Raw genomic sequence first — 18,810 nt, 5'->3', positions numbered from 1 at the left:
CAGCCCTCAATGACGACATCCGTACATCAAGAAAGAGCCAACACTGAAGACTTCCTGTCTATTTTTCTTCAGGACATCCCGTTGATGGATGTTCGTGCCCCTGTAGAGTTTGCCAAAGGCAGCTTCCCTACCGCTACGAACGCCCCCATCCTGAACGACCGGCAGCGAGAGCTGATTGGCACCTGCTACAAGAAAGAAGGGCCTGAAGCGGCTGTAGCAATGGGCTATAAGCTGGCTACTGATGATGTTCGGGCACAGCGACTCGAAGACTGGCAATCATTTATTAATAAACATCCAGAGGGCTATCTGTTCTGCTTTCGCGGTGGACAGCGCTCCCATATTACCCAGCAGTGGCTGAAAGAGTCAGGCTACCCTTATCCATTAGTCAAAGGTGGCTATAAAGCGTTGAGGCGCTTTCTGATTGATGAGCTGGAACGCTCCATTAAAGACATTCCGTTCATTATCCTCAGTGGCAAAACCGGTACCGGAAAAACCTACCTTATTCAACAGCTGCCCTACAGCATTGACCTGGAAGGCCTCGCCAACCATAGAGGCTCAAGCTTTGGCCGACGATATGGAGGCCAGCCCAGTCAGATCGATTTCGAAAATCGTCTGTCCATCGCACTGTTAAAGCATCGTCATAAACATCCCGGCATGCCTGTTCTGTTGGAAGACGAAAGTAAACTGATTGGCCGCTGCAGCCTACCACAGGAGATGCGGGACAAAATGCAGCAATCCCCGCTAATTTTGCTCGAAGAGACCATGGAGGAACGGGTGACAATTGGTCTTAAGGAGTATGTTACCGACAATCTTGCTGAGTTTATTGCTGCTTATGGTGAACAACAGGGTTTTGAGCAGTTTGCTGAAGGCCTCTCTGGCAGCCTTTACCGCATTCGCCGCCGACTGGGTGGAGAGCGCTATCAGCAATTAACCGATATTCTGGAAAATGCCATTCAACAACATAAAACGGATGGTGTAATAGAAGGCTATAGCCCTCTGATCAGTGACCTGCTCAGCAATTATTATGACCCCATGTATGACTATCAGCTGGAACAGAAGGAAGGTGACATTATCTTCCGGGGGGATCGAAAGAAGATCCAGGAAAGCTACAGCACTTTGCTGACAAATAACGATACAATAGCGCCAGCCTGAGCGTTGATAACATACTCAGCCTCACAGGGGAGTTTGAGGCTGTGTTTATAAAGCAACACATCTTAATAGAAAAACGACGATAACAGGATAAAGCAGTGAGCATCGATTTCGATAAAGTGGTAGATCGAACCAAGACCTCCAGTCTTAAATGGGGACGCTTCAGCCCTGACGTTCTCCCCATGTGGGTAGCGGATATGGATTTTCAATCAGCACCTGAAATCATCGAAGCACTGCACCAGCGTGTCGACCATGGGGTTTTTGGTTACACCGAGCCCGACAGTGAGCTGGAGCAACTGGTAGTTGAGCGCTGTCGCAACCTTTATCACTGGGATATTGAGCCGGAGTGGATTGTCTGGACACCAGGCCTGGTGTCTGCACTGAATGTCTGCGTTCGTGCTTATGCCGGTAAAAGAGAGGGTGTAATCTCCCCTGTTCCTGTCTATTACCCATTTCTGATGGCACCAAAGCTGGCAGGACGTGAACTTATTGGTGTGGAATGGATTAAAAAGAACGGAGAATGGATTCTTGATCTCGAAAGCCTGGAGCAGAAAATCACGCCGAGCACTAAGCTGCTGATGCTGTGCAACCCTCAGAATCCGAATGGTCGGGTATTTACTCGGGCAGAGCTGGAAAAGCTTGAGCAGCTCTGTAAAACGCATGGCCTTGTCGTCTGCTCAGATGAAGTGCATTGCGACCTGATTCTTGATCGCCATGCCGAACATATTCCCTATGCCTCCATCAGCGAATTTGCCAGAGACAACTCAGTCACCCTGATGTCACCGTCCAAAACCTTCAACTTGGCCGGTTTCGGCTGTGCATTTGCCATTATTCCCAATAATCAGTTACGCCATCAGTTCAACCGGGTTCGTACCGGAATTGTACCGTCAACGGACAGCACTCTGATTGGTTACACTGCAGCAAAAGCGGCCTATCGTCATGGTGAACCCTGGCGGCAGTCATTACTGGATTATCTGCGTAGTAACCATGATTACCTGCTGGAAGCCATCAATAACATCCCGGGCCTTTCCATGGAACCACTGCAGGCAACCTATCTGGCCTGGATTGATGTCAGCGAACTGGGACTGGAAGACCCACACCAATTCTTTGAACAGGCCGGTGTCGGCCTCTCGCCAGGAAAACAGTTTGGTGATGAAAATTACCTGAGGCTGAACTTTGGCTGCAGCCGATCACTGCTGGAAGAAGGCGTTAAGCGAATTGCCAAAGCCGTTGCACAGCTGTAAATAGCTAAAAGACTTTCACCACAAAGGCACAGAGACACAAAGAAAAATGTACTATTGAACTTTGTGTCTCTGTGCCTTTGTGGTTACACAACATTATTGCCAATAGCACTGCCTGGCGTCATTATACCCAGCCCAATAACTTGCCAGACTCACCGTGAAAGAAACCACCACTCAGTCATTCCAGTTTGAACAGATCGGTGTTATTCGCTCCTGTTACCGCCAGAAGTTTGGAATCCCCCGTCAGCCAGGTATTGTCACCGCCGCTGAAGCCACACTGGAGCTTCTACCGCCCTATAATCAGGAAAACCTGGTACGTGGTCTGGATGGTTTTTCACATATCTGGGTTCATTTTATCTTCCATAAGACCATGGATGAAGGCTGGCGTCCGACCATCCGTCCACCAAGGCTGGGCGGCAGACAGCGTATGGGGGTGTTTGCTACCCGCTCAACACATCGCCCCAATCCTATGGGCATGTCCGTGGTTGAACTGCGTAAAATTGAATCAGGAAATGGCAAGTTGAAACTGCACCTTGGGGCTGTAGACCTTCTTGATGGTACTCCGGTTATAGATATCAAACCCTACCTGCCTTATGCCGACGCACTGCCTAATGCCAAGGGGGGCTTTGCTCCCTTACCCATGCAAATGGCCGAAGTGAAGTTCACCGATGAGGCCATGAATCAATGCCTGCGTTATGAACAACGAACTGGCAGACAACTGATTCTGCTGATCGAGCAGGTGCTTGGTCAGGATCCAAGACCAGCCTACCTGAGGGAAACCTCCGAGCGGCGCCATGGCACCGCCTTATGGGATCTGAATGTGGTCTGGGAATACACGAACCATCACTTCCTGGTGAAAGAGCTGGAGCCCCTTAAACTGGATGAGAATACAAAGGAAGGTAATGGGCAATGATTATTCCCCATGAAATGATTGAGCCGGAAACGCTTGAAAGTCTGATCGAAGAGTTTGTCAGCCGGGAAGGAACGGATAACGGCTATGACGAAGCACTCTCAACGCGAGTAGCACAGGTATTATCCCGCTTAAAATCTGGGGAGATGGTGATCGTTTTTGATCAGGAGAGCCAGACACCCAATATTCTGCACAAAGATGTTGCGAAGCAAATCCTGATCGAGCAGGAAGTCTGACCTTCGACGATCACTACCACCTGGCACCATCAATAAACCCTTTGGTGCCTTTCTTCGAAAGGTAGGCCTCCTCCTGTTCAGTATATATTCTTTGTCTCGCCTGGTTTCGATGCGGGAAACGCCCGAACATATACACCATCTGGTAATGCTCAAAACCTTTATTCAGTGCGTTAAGGAACTCATAGGGATGGTCGGGGTGTTCATTCAAAGCTTTAAGATAGTCAAGAGCAACCTGTTGTGAGGCAAGACTTTCATGATGCATCATAGGATAAATGATGAACAGCTTTTGATAGCCCGTAAAATAGTAAGAATAGAACTGCTTTTGCAAATTAGTTCTGGCCGCTTCTCGTGCTAAACCATCATACAAGAAAGCTCTGTCTTGATGACGGAACATATTCCGACTGAACTGATCGATGAGAATGATGTAGGCAAGGTTATCAAAGGGGTTATGATGAATGTCCCAGTTGTGCTTCCCTGAGACAATGGTTTCAAAAAGCGTAATGAATTTCTCTCGAACCTGTCGATCAACCTCTTTGCTGCCTATCACGCCATCTGGACCATGAGGAAACCACTTCTCATTATACCTACCTGCCCCACCCTTCTCGATATCGGCCTCCCATTCTTCAAACCAGAAGTGCAGGACTTCCATTGCCTCGGGATTAGCCCTGGCCAACCAAAATGGACTACTCCGGCCAGAATCAAAAACCTCTTCGGAAACCATCGAACACCCAGTCAAGGGCAGCTGAAAAGCCGTCAGAAGCAGAAAAGGCAGAAAATATCTACGTAAAGGCATCATCAATTCCCTTTGTAATACCTTGATACAAGATAAAGAGTACCGAACAAGTTCGATAAAACAGTTGTTACGTTATCGGCAATAGAAAAGGGTTAATGAAAGAGAAATAAATATCCAGCCTGCTATTTCGAGCAAAATAGGAAAGTCGTACTAGGCCAGGTTATTTTGACCTTCTCTTTCTTATGGCCCATCATGATCAAAAAGGAATGTTCAACGATTGTTACACTCGATGAAGATCGGATCTTCCGGCAAGTCAGCTCAGTTCATGCTTAAAACGCTATCAAATTCCAGAGTACTCTTAATCGCTTCCGTTGCTTCCTTAATTTATTTTGCTAGACCGATACAGGCTTACACGCCAACAAAAGAGCTTTGTGATGGTCTACCTAAGCTTCCTGTTGAGTCAATGCAGGGAACTTGCCTTTCATTGATTGCTCAAAAGTCACCCGATTCCAATTTTGTAAAGCCCCGAAAAGCAGTGGAGGTTCGACCTGGATTTTCGTTGCTGGTGACTGATATGGGGGGGTGGATTGATAAACGAGGAGTCTTATGGCAATTGCAGTTTATGGGAGGAAGCCCCTTTTCTGGCCCAGTTAAGGTTTCAAAAGTTCTCACAGGGCTGAGCCTGCCTCATGGTATAAGAATTGGACCAGATGGGTTTATCTATCTTGGTGAAGCCCACCAGATTACACGATTCAGATTCATAGATGGGCAGGTTGAAGATCATCAAGTTGTTGTTTCCAATTTGCCCTATGAAGAAGGGAGGCACGCCCACCCTCTCACTGAATTTCTTTTCCTTAAAAAGAAGGATTTGCTGATCAATGCCGGTTCTAAAACCGATGACTGCAGACAGGAGCTTAAAACAGGGGGCTGTCATGAAGCTCAACAGACAGGGCTCAGGCAGTATACCTACATACCCGAAAGTAATGCCTGGAGCTCGACCTATAAGATGTATGCAACAGGGCTACGGAACTCAATGGCCATTGCCCAGCATCAAAGTGGAGTCATTTTGCAAGCTGAGAACAGCTCCGATATTCCAGATGCTGATGAGCCTTATGAAGAAATCAATTTGATAAAAGAGAATGGTTTCTACGGTTGGCCCTATTGTTTAAACCGAAAATACAGTTATATAAATGTCGACGATGCGTGCTCAATGGAAAACTATCATGAGCCTTACACCTTGATGCCCCCCCACGTCGCACCGTTGGATATGGCCTATTACACTCATGATTATTTTCCGCAGCTACACAACACACTTCTAGTAAGCTGGCACGGTTACCGTCCAGTTGGCAATCGCCTTGTTGCCTATCAAATTGACGACCAGGGATTACCGAAGCTGACTAAAAAGCCAACATTTATGCTTAACCCAGTTGCTCCAGGCGATGAATTCACCCAGCACATGTTTACTCCAAAGGGGGGTATGAAAAACGGAGAGGAGGAAGCTCAACACGTTGAAATTATCTCAAAATGGAATAAGGTAGCCAATCTTCGCCCCAAAGGAGCACCTGTTGGTATTCTTACGCTCTCGGATGGCAGCCTCCTTATTATTGATGATCGAAATCAAGCAATCTTACGCTTGGCTAAAGGCATTCCTTATCAAGACAAAAAAGCAGCTCCAGAGTTATCTACGGTAAACAAAAAAGTTAACACTGTGGAATTCAGGTTTAGTGGCAAAGTCAAAGAGACGTTACTTTCTCATTGTGCAAACTGTCATACTGAGCTGCATGAAAACCCTCAATCTATATTAAATGCTCAACAAGGCTGGTTGAAACTGGATAACAATACAACACGGTTAGAGCAGCGACTCAAAAGTAAGAGCAGACCAATGCCGCCCAGTGGACCTCTGAATGATGCTTTAATCCAATTGGTTTCAGAGGCCATAAAGACATCACCGGATGTAACTATTCAGCACCCAGCAAAGGCGTATTGTTGTAATTTCGAACCGCTTTAAGAAGCGCCTGAAATATGTTCAACCCCTGCTTTTTAGCAGATGATAAATAGCTTCGGATTCGGGTAAACATGGTACCTCCGTCTTCGCTTCTGAAGCAGCCTGAGATCTTCTGCTTAAGTTTGGCCATCCTGGCATCACGTTCACTGCCATTGTTATCGAAGGGAATTGAAAAGTCCGACATGAAGCGCAACGTTTCAACCTTAAACTCAATAAGCCTTTTGAACAGGTTGTAGGCCTTGGTATTCCTGACCTTCTTACGTCCAAGCACCTGTCGTTGTTTTTCCATATAAGCGGTTTCCTTCGTGAGAGCCCTTTGAAGGATTTGGTCGTATATCGTCTCAATGCGAAGCTGTATTGCACCAGGCATTTGAGTCAGACCGGCTGCTTTGTATTTCTTGCAGAAGTGCCAGGAGAGCGTAAGCAATTTCATCAGCCGCAGAGCCAGCTTATTCGCATCCCTATCGACAACTCCCTGAAGCTCTCTCAGATGATGGGCATTACAAAGCACATGCACTGCCGCATAGGCAAAGTAGGACTTCCAATGATCGTGAACCAGAATGCCTGCAAAAGTCAGCAGGATGCCCATTGCATCCATTGCTTCACAACCTCGCCTTTCTGAGAGGTAGTAAAGCGTCCATTGGTCATCTCGCATAATGTGTAACCACCACAGTGAACCGTCAACCCGCATGCCAGTTTCATCCGCTCCTGCAACCGGACTTTCTTGTAAAGCATCGCGGATACTCTGCTCAGTAGAGGCCAGGTTCTCATGGGTATAGGCAACAAAATTGGCAACAGAGCCTGCGCTGACACTCATGCAATAAATAGTATTGAAATACTCAGACACCCGGTGATATGGGATGAAGTGATACTGGTTTAAATGAACAGCCATTGCCTGAGTCACTTCTCCGTATTGAGCAGCGGCTTTCACTCCTTGGGGAAACTCAGCGGTGTTCCGTTTACCACAAGGACATACTTTAACGTCTGCCCAGTACGCGGTAACTTCAAATTCTCCGGGTCTACCTGGATCAAAAACCTGTCGCTCAATGTATTTGGTGGGTTTAATATCGATAAGCGAAGACTGGCAACAGCAACATTTTTCAACCTTCAGATGCCTGACATAATCGGGTAAGGCGACACGTCTCAAACAAGAGCCTTGATGACCTTTCTGGCCACCTGGTTTATTGCCTGAAGATGGTCTAAGGCTTTTGGGGTTCGGTGTTTCCTGTGAGGAGCAGGGGGCTTCTTTGGAAGATGTATCACCTTTATCACTCCCTTTTTTACTGGGCTTTTGATAACCATCTGACGATGGTGGCTTACTACTGTTGTAACTATTCAGCACCCAGCAAAGGCGTATTGTTGTAATTTCGAACCGCTTTAAGAAGCGCCTGAAATATGTTCAACCCCTGCTTTTTAGCAGATGATAAATAGCTTCGGATTCGGGTAAACATGGTACCTCCGTCTTCGCTTCTGAAGCAGCCTGAGATCTTCTGCTTAAGTTTGGCCATCCTGGCATCACGTTCACTGCCATTGTTATCGAAGGGAATTGAAAAGTCCGACATGAAGCGCAACGTTTCAACCTTAAACTCAATAAGCCTTTTGAACAGGTTGTAGGCCTTGGTATTCCTGACCTTCTTACGTCCAAGCACCTGTCGTTGTTTTTCCATATAAGCGGTTTCCTTCGTGAGAGCCCTTTGAAGGATTTGGTCGTATATCGTCTCAATGCGAAGCTGTATTGCACCAGGCATTTGAGTCAGACCGGCTGCTTTGTATTTCTTGCAGAAGTGCCAGGAGAGCGTAAGCAATTTCATCAGCCGCAGAGCCAGCTTATTCGCATCCCTATCGACAACTCCCTGAAGCTCTCTCAGATGATGGGCATTACAAAGCACATGCACTGCCGCATAGGCAAAGTAGGACTTCCAATGATCGTGAACCAGAATGCCTGCAAAAGTCAGCAGGATGCCCATTGCATCCATTGCTTCACAACCTCGCCTTTCTGAGAGGTAGTAAAGCGTCCATTGGTCATCTCGCATAATGTGTAACCACCACAGTGAACCGTCAACCCGCATGCCAGTTTCATCCGCTCCTGCAACCGGACTTTCTTGTAAAGCATCGCGGATACTCTGCTCAGTAGAGGCCAGGTTCTCATGGGTATAGGCAACAAAATTGGCAACAGAGCCTGCGCTGACACTCATGCAATAAATAGTATTGAAATACTCAGACACCCGGTGATATGGGATGAAGTGATACTGGTTTAAATGAACAGCCATTGCCTGAGTCACTTCTCCGTATTGAGCAGCGGCTTTCACTCCTTGGGGAAACTCAGCGGTGTTCCGTTTACCACAAGGACATACTTTAACGTCTGCCCAGTACGCGGTAACTTCAAATTCTCCGGGTCTACCTGGATCAAAAACCTGTCGCTCAATGTATTTGGTGGGTTTAATATCGATAAGCGAAGACTGGCAACAGCAACATTTTTCAACCTTCAGATGCCTGACATAATCGGGTAAGGCGACACGTCTCAAACAAGAGCCTTGATGACCTTTCTGGCCACCTGGTTTATTGCCTGAAGATGGTCTAAGGCTTTTGGGGTTCGGTGTTTCCTGTGAGGAGCAGGGGGCTTCTTTGGAAGATGTATCACCTTTATCACTCCCTTTTTTACTGGGCTTTTGATAACCATCTGACGATGGTGGCTTACTACTGTTTTGACTGTTTTTATTAACCCTTTCTTCCAGTTCGCTGCAACGTTCCCGTAAAAGCGCATTCTCGGTCCGAAGCTCTTCATTCTCTTTAAGGAGAGCTTCGGTAAACGGAGTAGCTGGGAAGTCTGGTTCCATACTGGAGATTTGTTAGAAAAATTGAGTATAAGATGATGGTCGAAAAATCAGAAAATTCCAGATTTATATGAAGGGTGCTGAATAGTTACGTTTTTATTAACCCTTTCTTCCAGTTCGCTGCAACGTTCCCGTAAAAGCGCATTCTCGGTCCGAAGCTCTTCATTCTCTTTAAGGAGAGCTTCGGTAAACGGAGTAGCTGGGAAGTCTGGTTCCATACTGGAGATTTGTTAGAAAAATTGAGTATAAGATGATGGTCGAAAAATCAGAAAATTCCAGATTTATATGAAGGGTGCTGAATAGTTACCACCGGATTAAGCTTTAAACAATCAATTTCACTAATGGCTTTACAGTCCACACCGACGCAACTGCTCACCATAGTCACTGGCTCTTCGTTTAACCGTACCGGCAGTATTCAGCAGCCATTTCTTTTTCTTGTGAGTTCCCTTGCGATAACCATACCAGCCTTCATGGTAATTCAGGTACTGATGGTCCGCTGCCCAGAGTGAAGTTCCATTAATCTTGCGGGACTTGTGGGTATACCAGCCAATAAAGTCGATAGAGTCGCCAAAATCTTTTCGGCTGGAGAAAAAACCTCCGGCTTCTCTGACGTATTGATCCCAGGTGCCATCCTGTGCCTGCGAGTAACCATAGGCGGAAGAGTCACGAGGTAATGGAATGAAAAGAAACCATGGACGTGGAGGCTGAGCATCGTGCCGATAGGATGACTCCTGATACATAATGGCCATCATGATCTGAATGGGGGTACCCCAGCGCTGGTTGGATTTTTTGGCGTCTTTATACCAACTGCGTTTTTCTTTGAACACACTGCAAAGATTGTGGGGTTTCTGTGGTGGTGCCTTGGTGGCACAGCCTGCCAGTACTGCAGACACGATCAAAACAAACAGCTTTCGGCTCAGGTTTGACATTCAGCTGCCATCCTCCTAATTTCAACCACTGAGATCACAAAGCACACAGAGAAAAGATAAGCTTTATTCCACTTGATCAATTCCGACTTTCAGGAGTGTCTATCGGAACTTTGTGAACTCCGGGGTTCAACTCAAATCAAACTGCCGCAGGCAGGCACTACACGCCCCACTCCTGCCGCATCTGCATAAAATCATCTTCAGTGACGATACGCACTCCCAGTTTCTCTGCCTTAGCCAGTTTTGAGCCCGCTTTTTCACCAGCCAGCAGCGCCGATGTTTTTGCAGAGACAGAACCGGTCACCTTGGCACCCAGCTTTTGCAGGATGGCTTTGCCTTCATCGCGGGTCATTGTGTTTAAGGTCCCTGTCAGAACCCAGATTTCACCAGCAAGCGGTTGATCTCCCTCTTCCACAATGTGAGATTCGGTTTCCCAGGCAACGCCTTTCGCCAGAAGCGCATCAATCACTTCACAGTTATGCTCCTGACGGAAAAACTTCTCAATATGACCAGCGACAATGGGGCCAACATCATCAACGGTTTGCAAATCTTCAACGGAGGCAGCCATCAACTTATTCAAATCTCGGTAGTGACCTGCCAGTCCCTGTGCGGTTGCCTCGCCCACTTCCCTGATCCCCAGAGAATAAATAAAACGGGAGAGCGTGGTTTTTCTGGATTGATCAAGGGCATTGATCAGGTTTTCAGCCGATTTTTTACCCATACGTTCAAGGCCGGAAACTTCCAGGGCAGAAAGGCTGAATAGATCAGCAACCGTTTCTATCAATTTACGATCGACCAGCTGTTCAACGAGTTTATCCCCAAGGCCATCAATGTCCATTGCCTTGCGGGAGGCAAAATGCTTAATGGCCTCTTTGCGCTGAGCAGAACAGAACAGCCCGCCAGAACAGCGCAAGATGGCTTCTTCCCGTTCCAGTTCAGAATCACACACCGGGCAGCGATCAGGAAACTTGATATCCCGGACATCATCAGGACGCATGGAATGGATAACCCGGTCCACCTTGGGAATAACGTCACCAGCCCGGAGGATAACAACACTGTCACCTATTTTGATATCCAGACGCTCAATTTCATCCATGTTGTGCAGGGTCGCATTACTGACCGTCACCCCTCCAACAAACACAGGATGCAAACGGGCGACCGGAGTAATAGCACCGGTTCTTCCTACCTGAAACTCGACATCCTTAAGCGTAGTGATTGCTTCCTGTGCCGGAAACTTACGGGCGATAGCCCAGCGGGGAGCCCGGGCAACAAATCCCAAAGCCTGCTGCTGAGCAATGGAGTTAACTTTATACACAATACCATCAATCTCGTAAGGAAGCCCCTCACGCTTTTCAGCCATGGCTTGATAGTAGCCTTCACAGGCCTGAACACCTTTGACGACCTTTAATTCGGGGCTGACCCGTAATCCCCATTTTTTGAAGCAGGCAAGAATCTCACCATGCGTATCCGGCAGCACTCCACCATCCACAACACCTGCACTGTAGCAATAGATCGTCAGTGGACGTTTGGCCGTTATGCGTGAGTCCAGCTGGCGCAAGCTGCCAGCAGCGGCATTTCTCGGGTTTACAAACGTCTTTTCACCTTTAGCACTGGCCCGCCGGTTTAACTGCTCGAAACCGGCTTTCGGCATATACACCTCTCCACGGACTTCAAGGCGCTTAGGCCAATCATTTCCCATCAGCTTCAGTGGAATGGACTCAATCGTGCGAATATTCTGGGTAATATCTTCCCCGGTAGTGCCGTCACCACGAGTAGCCGCCCTGACCAGAAGACCATTTTCGTATAACAGGCTAACAGCGATACCATCGAGCTTGGGTTCGCAGGCGTATTCAATATCCTCAGTGGTGCCCAGACGCTCTTTAACCCGGCGATTAAAATCTGCCTGATCTTCTTCATCAAAAGCGTTATCCAGAGAGAGCATTGGCAGTTCATGGCGAATCTGGCCAAACGCTTTTAATGGGGTCCCACCAACCCGCTGCGTAGGAGAATCTTCAGTTATCAGTTGTGGGTACTCAGATTCAAGCGATTTCAGGCGGATAAACAGCTTATCGTATTCACTATCCGGAATTTCCGGCTCATCCAGAACATAGTAACGATAGTTGTGCTCACTGATCTGCTGACGCAGCTGAAGTATCTCTTGTTCTGCAAGCTCAGGGGAAAAAAGATCTGAAGAAGTCATGCTCATGGAGATTATCAAATGCAAGCGGGTTCTCTATAAGAGAACCCGCTGAAGAAAACATCAGGCCGCTGGCTTCACCCTGAATGGCTATAGCCCGCCCACAGGAGTATCAATGCACCGGCTGTTTCGCCAGCTGCTTGCGTTCATATTCACGAATACGCTGACGACAGTGTTCAAGGGTCTGCTGAGTCATCACGCTGAACTGTTCATCTTTCAGTTCTCCACCCAGATCAAGGGCAAGACGACGTGCAGTCTCTTCCATCAGGGCAAATGCCTGCATGGGTTTTTCTGGCCCCGGCAGACTCATGAACAGGCTCAACGCCGGCGTTTCAGTGGCTTCCAGATTATCGATGGTAAAGGTGCCTGGCTTAACACCGTTTGCCATACTGAATAAAATCTTTCCGGTACCATCGGCATTCGCATATCGATGGAAGATCGACATATCACCAAAGCGCATGCCTGACGACAGCATGGACTGCATCAGCTGTTCACCCGCGAAAATACCACCTCCTTTTGACAGCACATTGATGACAATCACTTCACTGGCAGGTGGACGGTCTTTTAACTTCTCGGCTTTTTCACGCCCTCCCAGGTTGAGTTCTTTCTGCGGGTTCGAACTCTCTCTGGCCGAAACGTCACGCTCCTGAATTGGGGCCTTACCCTGGCTGGCTGCCACTCTTGGGCGACCGACAATTTCTTCCGGCTCAGCATCCAGTCTGGACGCTTCACGTGAGCGAACAGATCGGTCTGATCCTTCCGCTTGTGAGAAGTCTTCAGCTGGCAACTTATCCCCAGCGGATGAAAAGCGTTTGCTTCTTGAGGGTTGCTGAGACTCATCCAGATTCATGAGTACCGGCACAGGCTCATCCAGATCAAGCGCCCTTTGGGTCCTCACTTTTTCCCCAGAAGTAGAGTCCCTGACTGAGCTTTCCTCAGCGTGTAATTCATCTTCTTCGGTTGTGTGATGGTGACGCTGTCTCAACGATTCAGGATAAACGGGCACTTCTTCAACAGGCTCTTCTGAGTAGCCATCGGAATAATCCCCCCCTGAAAACCCGGGTTCAACACGAGTTCTGGCGGGATCCTTTTTGGCAAACCCTTCTTTCAGAAGAGCTTCCTTCAGAGAGCTGGGCCGGGCACCACCATTGGGCAGTTCACTGGAAAAATCATCGTCATAGCCTTTGACCTCCTCCAGACCAAAGCTGATTTCCGATGACCTTTTTCTGGCCAGTCGCATCCTGCGATAACCGTCAACCAAAACGCCGGCGATTACCAGTATTCCTATGAGTATTAGCCATTCTCGCAAACTCATGTCCTTGCTGCCCTGTAGACCTTGAAACAACGCCCGAATTACAGTCTGCTTCCCTGTGATAACACTATATGACAATAACCATTATAAAAAATAGACCACTGTCATTTATCACATCTGCATTAATTACTGCTGCAATCGGCCAACGTTGCAATATTACAATAAAAAAATAACAAATTAAGCTATGAACACTTACTTTACGCGCTTTATAGACTGCGTAATGTCAAAGTCATAGCTTATTTATCCAACTCTTAAGCATCCCACTATGGGTACTTACAACTCAGCCATTGCCGCGGCCTGCTCAATATCCACCGATACTGGTCTGGACACCCCGGGCTCATGCATGGTAACACCTACCAGCTGGCTGGCGGCCTGCATGGCGATTTTGTTGTGAGTGATGTAAACAAACTGCACTTTATCACTCATTTCAGAAACCATTTTGGCATACCGCCCAACGTTGGCATCGTCCAAAGGGGCGTCAACCTCATCCAGCATACAGAAGGGCGACGGATTCAACTGGAAGATGGCAAATACCAGTGCGATAGCCGTCAGCGCCTTTTCACCCCCGGAAAGCAGGTGAATGGTGCTGTTTTTCTTTCCGGGCGGCTGGGCCATTATAGCGACCCCAGTATCCAGCAGATCTTCACCGGTTAACGCCAGATACGCCTGACCACCACCAAAGACCCTAGGGAACAACTCCTGAAGCCCCGTATTGACCTTATCGAAAGTCATCTTAAATCGTTGACGAGTCTCCTTGTCAATCTTGCGAATGGCATTTTCCAGCGTATTGAGAGCAGACTCCAGATCGTCATTCTGGGCATCCAGATACTGCTTTCGCTCCGACTGGGTTTCGTACTCTTCAATAGCTGCCAGGTTGATGGCACCCAAGCGCTCAATTCGTGCAGCGATCCGCTCAAGTTCCTGCTCCCATTGCTGCTCGGAAGCATCATCCGGAAGGTTCTCAAGCACTGTTTCCAGATCAAACTGATCTTCTTTCAATTGTTCAGCCAATGTTGTTCGACGAACCTGCATCCCCTGCCAGTCCATCCTCAGTTTTTCCAGTTGCTCCCGAACTTTCTGAGCTTGCTGTTCTGCACTGTGGCGAACCTTCTCTCCGGCTCGAATTCGCTGTTCCACCTCTTCAAGCGCCATCCGCGCCTGCTGCATCGCTTCTTCTTCCTCAAGGCGTCTGGCCAGCATTTCCTCCAGCTGTTCCCGCAGATCACCTTCTGGAGAGTTGGATTCTGACATGGACTCCCTGATAAACTCCCGTCGCTCCCGGAGCTTGGTAGACTGCTGGCTTAAACGCTCAATCGCTGCCTTCAAAGAAGCAATCTGGGTATTGATGGATTGCTGGCGCAGAGCAAGCTGATGAGCCCGCTCTTTATCAAAACGAGCCTGATGACGCACCTCCTCAAGACGGGTCTGCAGCTTCTCACGCTGCTCCTGCATCGCTTCCCGACGACCAATGTCTTCTTCCATATGGTCCAGCGCTTCCTGCAGGCGCATTCGGGACTCACCAATCACTTCCTGTTCCAGCTCATATTGTTCCCTGACTTCCTGCAGCTCATGCTCAAGGCGTCGACGACGCTCAGAGAACTGTTCAAGCCTGACCTTTCGAGCGCCGAGGTCAGCCCGAACCTCACCTTGGTTCCTATTTAAATCGGACAGTTGCTTCTGCAGCTGTTCCCTCTGGGACTCGTGCTGTTCAAGCTTTCCTCTTGCGCTCTCAAGCTGCTCTTTCAATAGCTGACTGTTTTCTTCCAGAGTGATCAGCTTTTCACCCAGAGCATCCATTTCCTTCTGGCGCTCCAGAACACCGGCATTATTATCAACACCTCGGTTAACCCGCAGCCAGCCGGAAGAGAGCCAAATTCCATCCGACGTGATGATCGATTCACCCGACTGGAGTTTTGAACGAAGGGAAAGCGCTGCTTCCAGTGAATCCGCAGCATAGATGCCTGCCAACAGGGGCAGAGCTTCCTGACCATTGATCACTTTGTCTGTCAGCAGTGGCAGCTCACTTAACGAAGGAGAATACCGATGGTTGGTACCTGCCTCCAACAGGACCAGAGATCCCTGTTCTAACGCACCCAGCGCATCAGCCACTGGATCAAGGCTATCCAGACAGACTGCCTGCAGACTGTCGCCCAGTACAGTTTCGACTGAACGTTCCCAGCCAGTATCTACCTGAAGCTTATCCATCAAGCGGGTATGTTCATTAAGCTGATGCTGCTCAAGCCACTCAATGGTTCCTGTATCCTGATGCAGTGATGCCTGATGCAAGGCTTCCAGAGATGCGTGTCGACCACGCACCATGCTGAGTTCATCCCGGTTGTTTTCCAGCTCAGCCGTCAGGTTCTGTACCTGATCACGCTGCTGCTCAACCGCTTCGACACACTCTTCAATACGCAGCTCAACGGTTTCTGCCGTCAACTCAAGTTCGGTCAGCTTTTCCGACAGAAGGGTCATCTCCTCCTGATCTTCAGTGCCACCCAGAGCGGCTGACTCTTCTTTCAGACGCCCTTCCCGTTCCTGCAAACGCCCCATCACCTGCTCGGCATGATTGATACGGGACTGTTCAACTTCAGCGGTTCGTTTTGGCTCATGGGATCGCTGATTGAAATTATCCCACTCCTGCTGCCATCGCTGCATGGCCTCTTCTGCCTGAGTCAGAACATCACCGGAGTCCGACTCCTGATCCTGCAGCATGGCCAGCTCCGGCTCCAGCTCAATCAGCTCTTCCTGAAACGCTTCCAGCTGCTGTTGATCATCCGCCAGCTGTTCACGGGCTTCTTCCCAGCTATGCTCCACCTGTTCAAGGTCGCGACTCAACTCTCTGGAGCGTTCTTCCCGATGCTGCAGGGTCTGTTCAATACGGGTAACTTCATTACCCGTACCGTAATAGCTGGATTGAGCTTCATGAAAACGATCGCTCAGCTCCATCTGCTGGACACGATCGTCTTCCATGGCGGCATCCGCCGAACGCTGTTGACTGATCGCCGCTTCCAGCTGGACCTCAAACTCGCGGATAGCCTGTTCCTGGGACTGAGCTCCAGTATTGATGGTTTGCCATTTCAACGCCTGGAGCTGAGCCTTTTTAAGCCGCTCCTCAGCTTTGTACTCTTTGTACTTTTCCGCCGCCTGAGCCTGACGTTGCAGATGGCCAAGCTGACGCCCCAGTTCTTCCCGCAGGTCTGTCAGTCGCTCAAGGTTTTCATTGGTTCGGCGGATACGGTTTTCCGTCTCACGACGGCGCTCTTTGTAGCGGGAAATACCAGCCGCTTCTTCAATAAAGACTCGAAGTTCATCCGGTTTCGACTCTACCAGGTTGGAAATAATGCCCTGACTGATAATGGCATAGCTTCTGGGTCCAAGCCCGGTGCCCAGGAATATATCCATAACGTCTTTGCGCCGGCATTTGCTGCCATTGAGGTAATAGGTGTTTTTGGCATCCGAATTAAGGGTGCGCTTGACAGAAATTTCGCGATAGGCGGCAAATTCACCGGTAACCCGCCCCTCATTATTATCAAAAATCAACTCTACCATCGCCTGATTCGCAGGCTTTCGGCTATTGGAACCTTTGAAAATAACGTCGGTCATGGATTCGCCACGCAGGTGCTTGGCAGAAGACTCCCCCATTACCCAGCGGACGGCATCGATAACATTGGATTTTCCACAACCATTGGGGCCTACAACACCGCACATATTGGAGGGAAAGTGAACCGTTGTTGGGTCCACAAAAGATTTGAATCCGGCCAGTTTGATGGATTTTAAACGCATCGTTTCCTTTAGCTCTTCACTGTCGGGGCCCGGCTCTGTATAGAATATACAAGCCTGAATACTGACCAATAGTTCACGCTATGGGGCTTTATGCTCCGGTAAAACCACCATTCATAGCATGTTGCTTTGGGCTCCGGTTCCTTGTCATAGCGAATCGTTTATTTGAAAGAGTTTATATTTCTTTCAATCCAGATCTTACACATTAACACAGTAAATAGAAAAGTCGCCTTTTCCGAAATGTAAAAGGCGACTTCCATTATTTTTAATAATTTAAGACTGCTTTGCAGCGCTTTAGTTCAAATGCTTACAGGCTACCCCGCCGGCGTAAAGGTAAGCCTGACCGGCTCGGTTGCCGTGGTTTTCACCCCTTTAGCCTGAACCTGATAATCAGGGGACATCACATTGCCTGTAAGGCTGATCCGCGCCGTGATATCGAGACTGTCGATTGATGACAACAGCTGTCCGCCCATCATCATGGCACTGTTATCATCAAGCACGACTTCACGGGGAAGGTCTCTAACACTCAGCGGAACAGCAACCACGGGAGGCTGTTTGACATCACCGGCTGGGCGGGCAAAGACCACCACTCGCGCATCATCCGGTAGCTCCCCCATCTCAGGGTCCAGATCAATCATGACACGAAGGGCAACCACGGTATCACCCAGCATTGAGCGAGCCTGATTAATACCCGCACTTAGCGACTGCCGGGCTGTCGGATCGACTTCATAGGTCAACGCCAGCTGCCAGGCGGCAATCGCTTCCTGGTAGTTACCATTGGAAAAGGCATCAATCCCCTTCAATCCTAGTGCCGTGGTATTCTGACTCTCCTTCAGCAGTGTCTGCTCATAAAGCTCCCGGATTTCAGGTGTCACCACATTATCGCTGCTTAAAAACAATACCTGAGCCAGCTCTGCGGTTACCTGTGGATGCCCATTACTGATACTGGCAAGGTGTCGATAGGTTTCAACCGCTTCATCCAGCTTGCCTGCTCTCAGGTAATGGCTGCCCAGCATGAACAGCGCCTGATTATTCTCAGGTCGTTTGGCCACCCAGTCTTTAAGGACGGTTTCTACCTGTTCGCTATTGAGGTGGCCATTTTTCATGGCGTTGACTACCGCAATCTCAGTGGTTGCACCCAGCTTAAAATAAAGGAGTACAGCGGACACAGGCACAATCAGTGCAATGAGCAGTGCAAACCCCGGCTTTTTCAACAGGGAATACGCACTGGCTGGCGGTTCATTCCCTATCTCATCAGCCAGTTTTTTCTTTAATTCAAGCTTCAGCTTTTCCGCCTCTTCTGCTGACACCAGCCCCTGCTGGAGCTGCCAGTCGAGATCTGCCATCTGATCACGAAAACTGGCAACGTTGGCAGACTCTTCAGATTCACACTCATCCGGAGCCGACACTGCTGGTTTTATTAATGGCCAGACAGAAACCAGAACAGCAATGGCAATCAGCAATGCGGCAACTAACCAGAATTCCAT

The 18,810-nt window shown here is 48.7% G+C and carries 14 protein-coding genes; 5 read left to right on the top strand and 9 right to left on the bottom strand.

The window, feature by feature from the left end; translation table 11 throughout:
* Positions 1-9: 9 nt before the first annotated feature.
* The 4 genes from mnmH to ACOCLE_RS01860 all read left to right on the top strand — a co-directional run bounded on the left by mnmH (position 10) and on the right by ACOCLE_RS01860 (position 3,536).
* Positions 10-1,152 (top strand): tRNA 2-selenouridine(34) synthase MnmH, encoded by a 1,143-nt coding sequence (gene mnmH / locus ACOCLE_RS01875; RefSeq protein ID WP_419535279.1) that lies wholly within the window; start codon positions 10-12, stop codon positions 1,150-1,152.
* A gap of 95 nt (positions 1,153-1,247) precedes the next feature.
* A complete protein-coding gene (locus tag ACOCLE_RS01870; protein ID WP_419535278.1) occupies positions 1,248-2,393 on the top strand; it encodes a MalY/PatB family protein in 1,146 nt (381 codons plus the stop codon).
* A gap of 154 nt (positions 2,394-2,547) precedes the next feature.
* Entirely contained in the window at positions 2,548-3,303 is a 756-nt protein-coding gene (tsaA, locus tag ACOCLE_RS01865; RefSeq protein ID WP_419535277.1) for a tRNA (N6-threonylcarbamoyladenosine(37)-N6)-methyltransferase TrmO, read from the top strand.
* On the top strand, positions 3,300-3,536 hold the full coding sequence (locus tag ACOCLE_RS01860; protein ID WP_419535276.1) for a YheU family protein: 237 nt from the start codon (positions 3,300-3,302) through the stop codon (positions 3,534-3,536). Before tsaA ends, ACOCLE_RS01860 begins: the two co-directional genes overlap by 4 nt.
* Positions 3,537-3,549: 13 nt before the next feature.
* Here ACOCLE_RS01860 and ACOCLE_RS01855 read toward each other — a convergent pair whose 3' ends face one another.
* A complete protein-coding gene (locus ACOCLE_RS01855; RefSeq protein WP_419535275.1) occupies positions 3,550-4,332 on the bottom strand; it encodes a DUF924 family protein in 783 nt (260 codons plus the stop codon).
* A gap of 226 nt (positions 4,333-4,558) precedes the next feature.
* Between ACOCLE_RS01855 and ACOCLE_RS01850 the strand changes: the two genes are divergently transcribed.
* Positions 4,559-6,277 carry a PQQ-dependent sugar dehydrogenase gene (locus ACOCLE_RS01850; protein WP_419535274.1) on the top strand — a complete coding sequence of 573 codons (1,719 nt, stop codon included), beginning with the start codon at positions 4,559-4,561 and terminating at the stop codon, positions 6,275-6,277.
* On the opposite strand, the gene tnpC (ACOCLE_RS01845) is transcribed toward ACOCLE_RS01850, so the two are convergent.
* From tnpC (ACOCLE_RS01845) to ccmI, 8 genes are all read right to left on the bottom strand, one after another.
* On the bottom strand, positions 6,228-7,616 hold the full coding sequence (gene tnpC / locus ACOCLE_RS01845) for an IS66 family transposase (protein ID WP_419535273.1): 1,389 nt from the start codon (positions 7,614-7,616) through the stop codon (positions 6,228-6,230). The two genes, ACOCLE_RS01850 and tnpC (ACOCLE_RS01845), sit on opposite strands and share 50 nt — an antisense overlap.
* Positions 7,606-9,111: an IS66 family transposase gene (gene tnpC / locus ACOCLE_RS01840; protein ID WP_419532963.1), complete on the bottom strand. Its 1,506-nt coding sequence runs from the start codon at positions 9,109-9,111 to the stop codon at positions 7,606-7,608. Before tnpC (ACOCLE_RS01840) ends, tnpC (ACOCLE_RS01845) begins: the two co-directional genes overlap by 11 nt.
* Positions 9,112-9,158: 47 nt before the next feature.
* Positions 9,159-9,326, bottom strand: coding sequence for a hypothetical protein (locus ACOCLE_RS01835; RefSeq protein WP_419535272.1), 168 nt, complete (start codon positions 9,324-9,326; stop codon positions 9,159-9,161).
* A 129-nt stretch (positions 9,327-9,455) separates the two neighbouring features.
* The gene (locus ACOCLE_RS01830; protein WP_419535271.1) at positions 9,456-10,037 is read right to left on the bottom strand and encodes a hypothetical protein; all 582 of its coding nucleotides are present in this window, start codon (positions 10,035-10,037) and stop codon (positions 9,456-9,458) included.
* 157 nt (positions 10,038-10,194) lie between these two features.
* A complete protein-coding gene (ligA, locus tag ACOCLE_RS01825) occupies positions 10,195-12,240 on the bottom strand; it encodes an NAD-dependent DNA ligase LigA (RefSeq protein WP_419535270.1) in 2,046 nt (681 codons plus the stop codon).
* 103 nt (positions 12,241-12,343) lie between these two features.
* Positions 12,344-13,546, bottom strand: a complete 1,203-nt coding sequence (zipA, locus tag ACOCLE_RS01820; RefSeq protein ID WP_419535269.1) for a cell division protein ZipA — start codon at positions 13,544-13,546, stop codon at positions 12,344-12,346.
* Between the two features lie 270 nt (positions 13,547-13,816).
* Positions 13,817-17,326 carry a chromosome segregation protein SMC gene (smc, locus tag ACOCLE_RS01815; protein ID WP_419535268.1) on the bottom strand — a complete coding sequence of 1,170 codons (3,510 nt, stop codon included), beginning with the start codon at positions 17,324-17,326 and terminating at the stop codon, positions 13,817-13,819.
* A gap of 311 nt (positions 17,327-17,637) precedes the next feature.
* Entirely contained in the window at positions 17,638-18,810 is a 1,173-nt protein-coding gene (gene ccmI, locus ACOCLE_RS01810; protein ID WP_419535267.1) for a c-type cytochrome biogenesis protein CcmI, read from the bottom strand.

Source organism: Endozoicomonas sp. (assembly GCF_965196975.1).
Classification (GTDB): Bacteria; Pseudomonadota; Gammaproteobacteria; order Pseudomonadales; family Endozoicomonadaceae; genus Endozoicomonas.
Note: the sequence above shows the minus strand (reverse complement) of the source record. Positions and strands in the feature narration are given on the sequence as shown.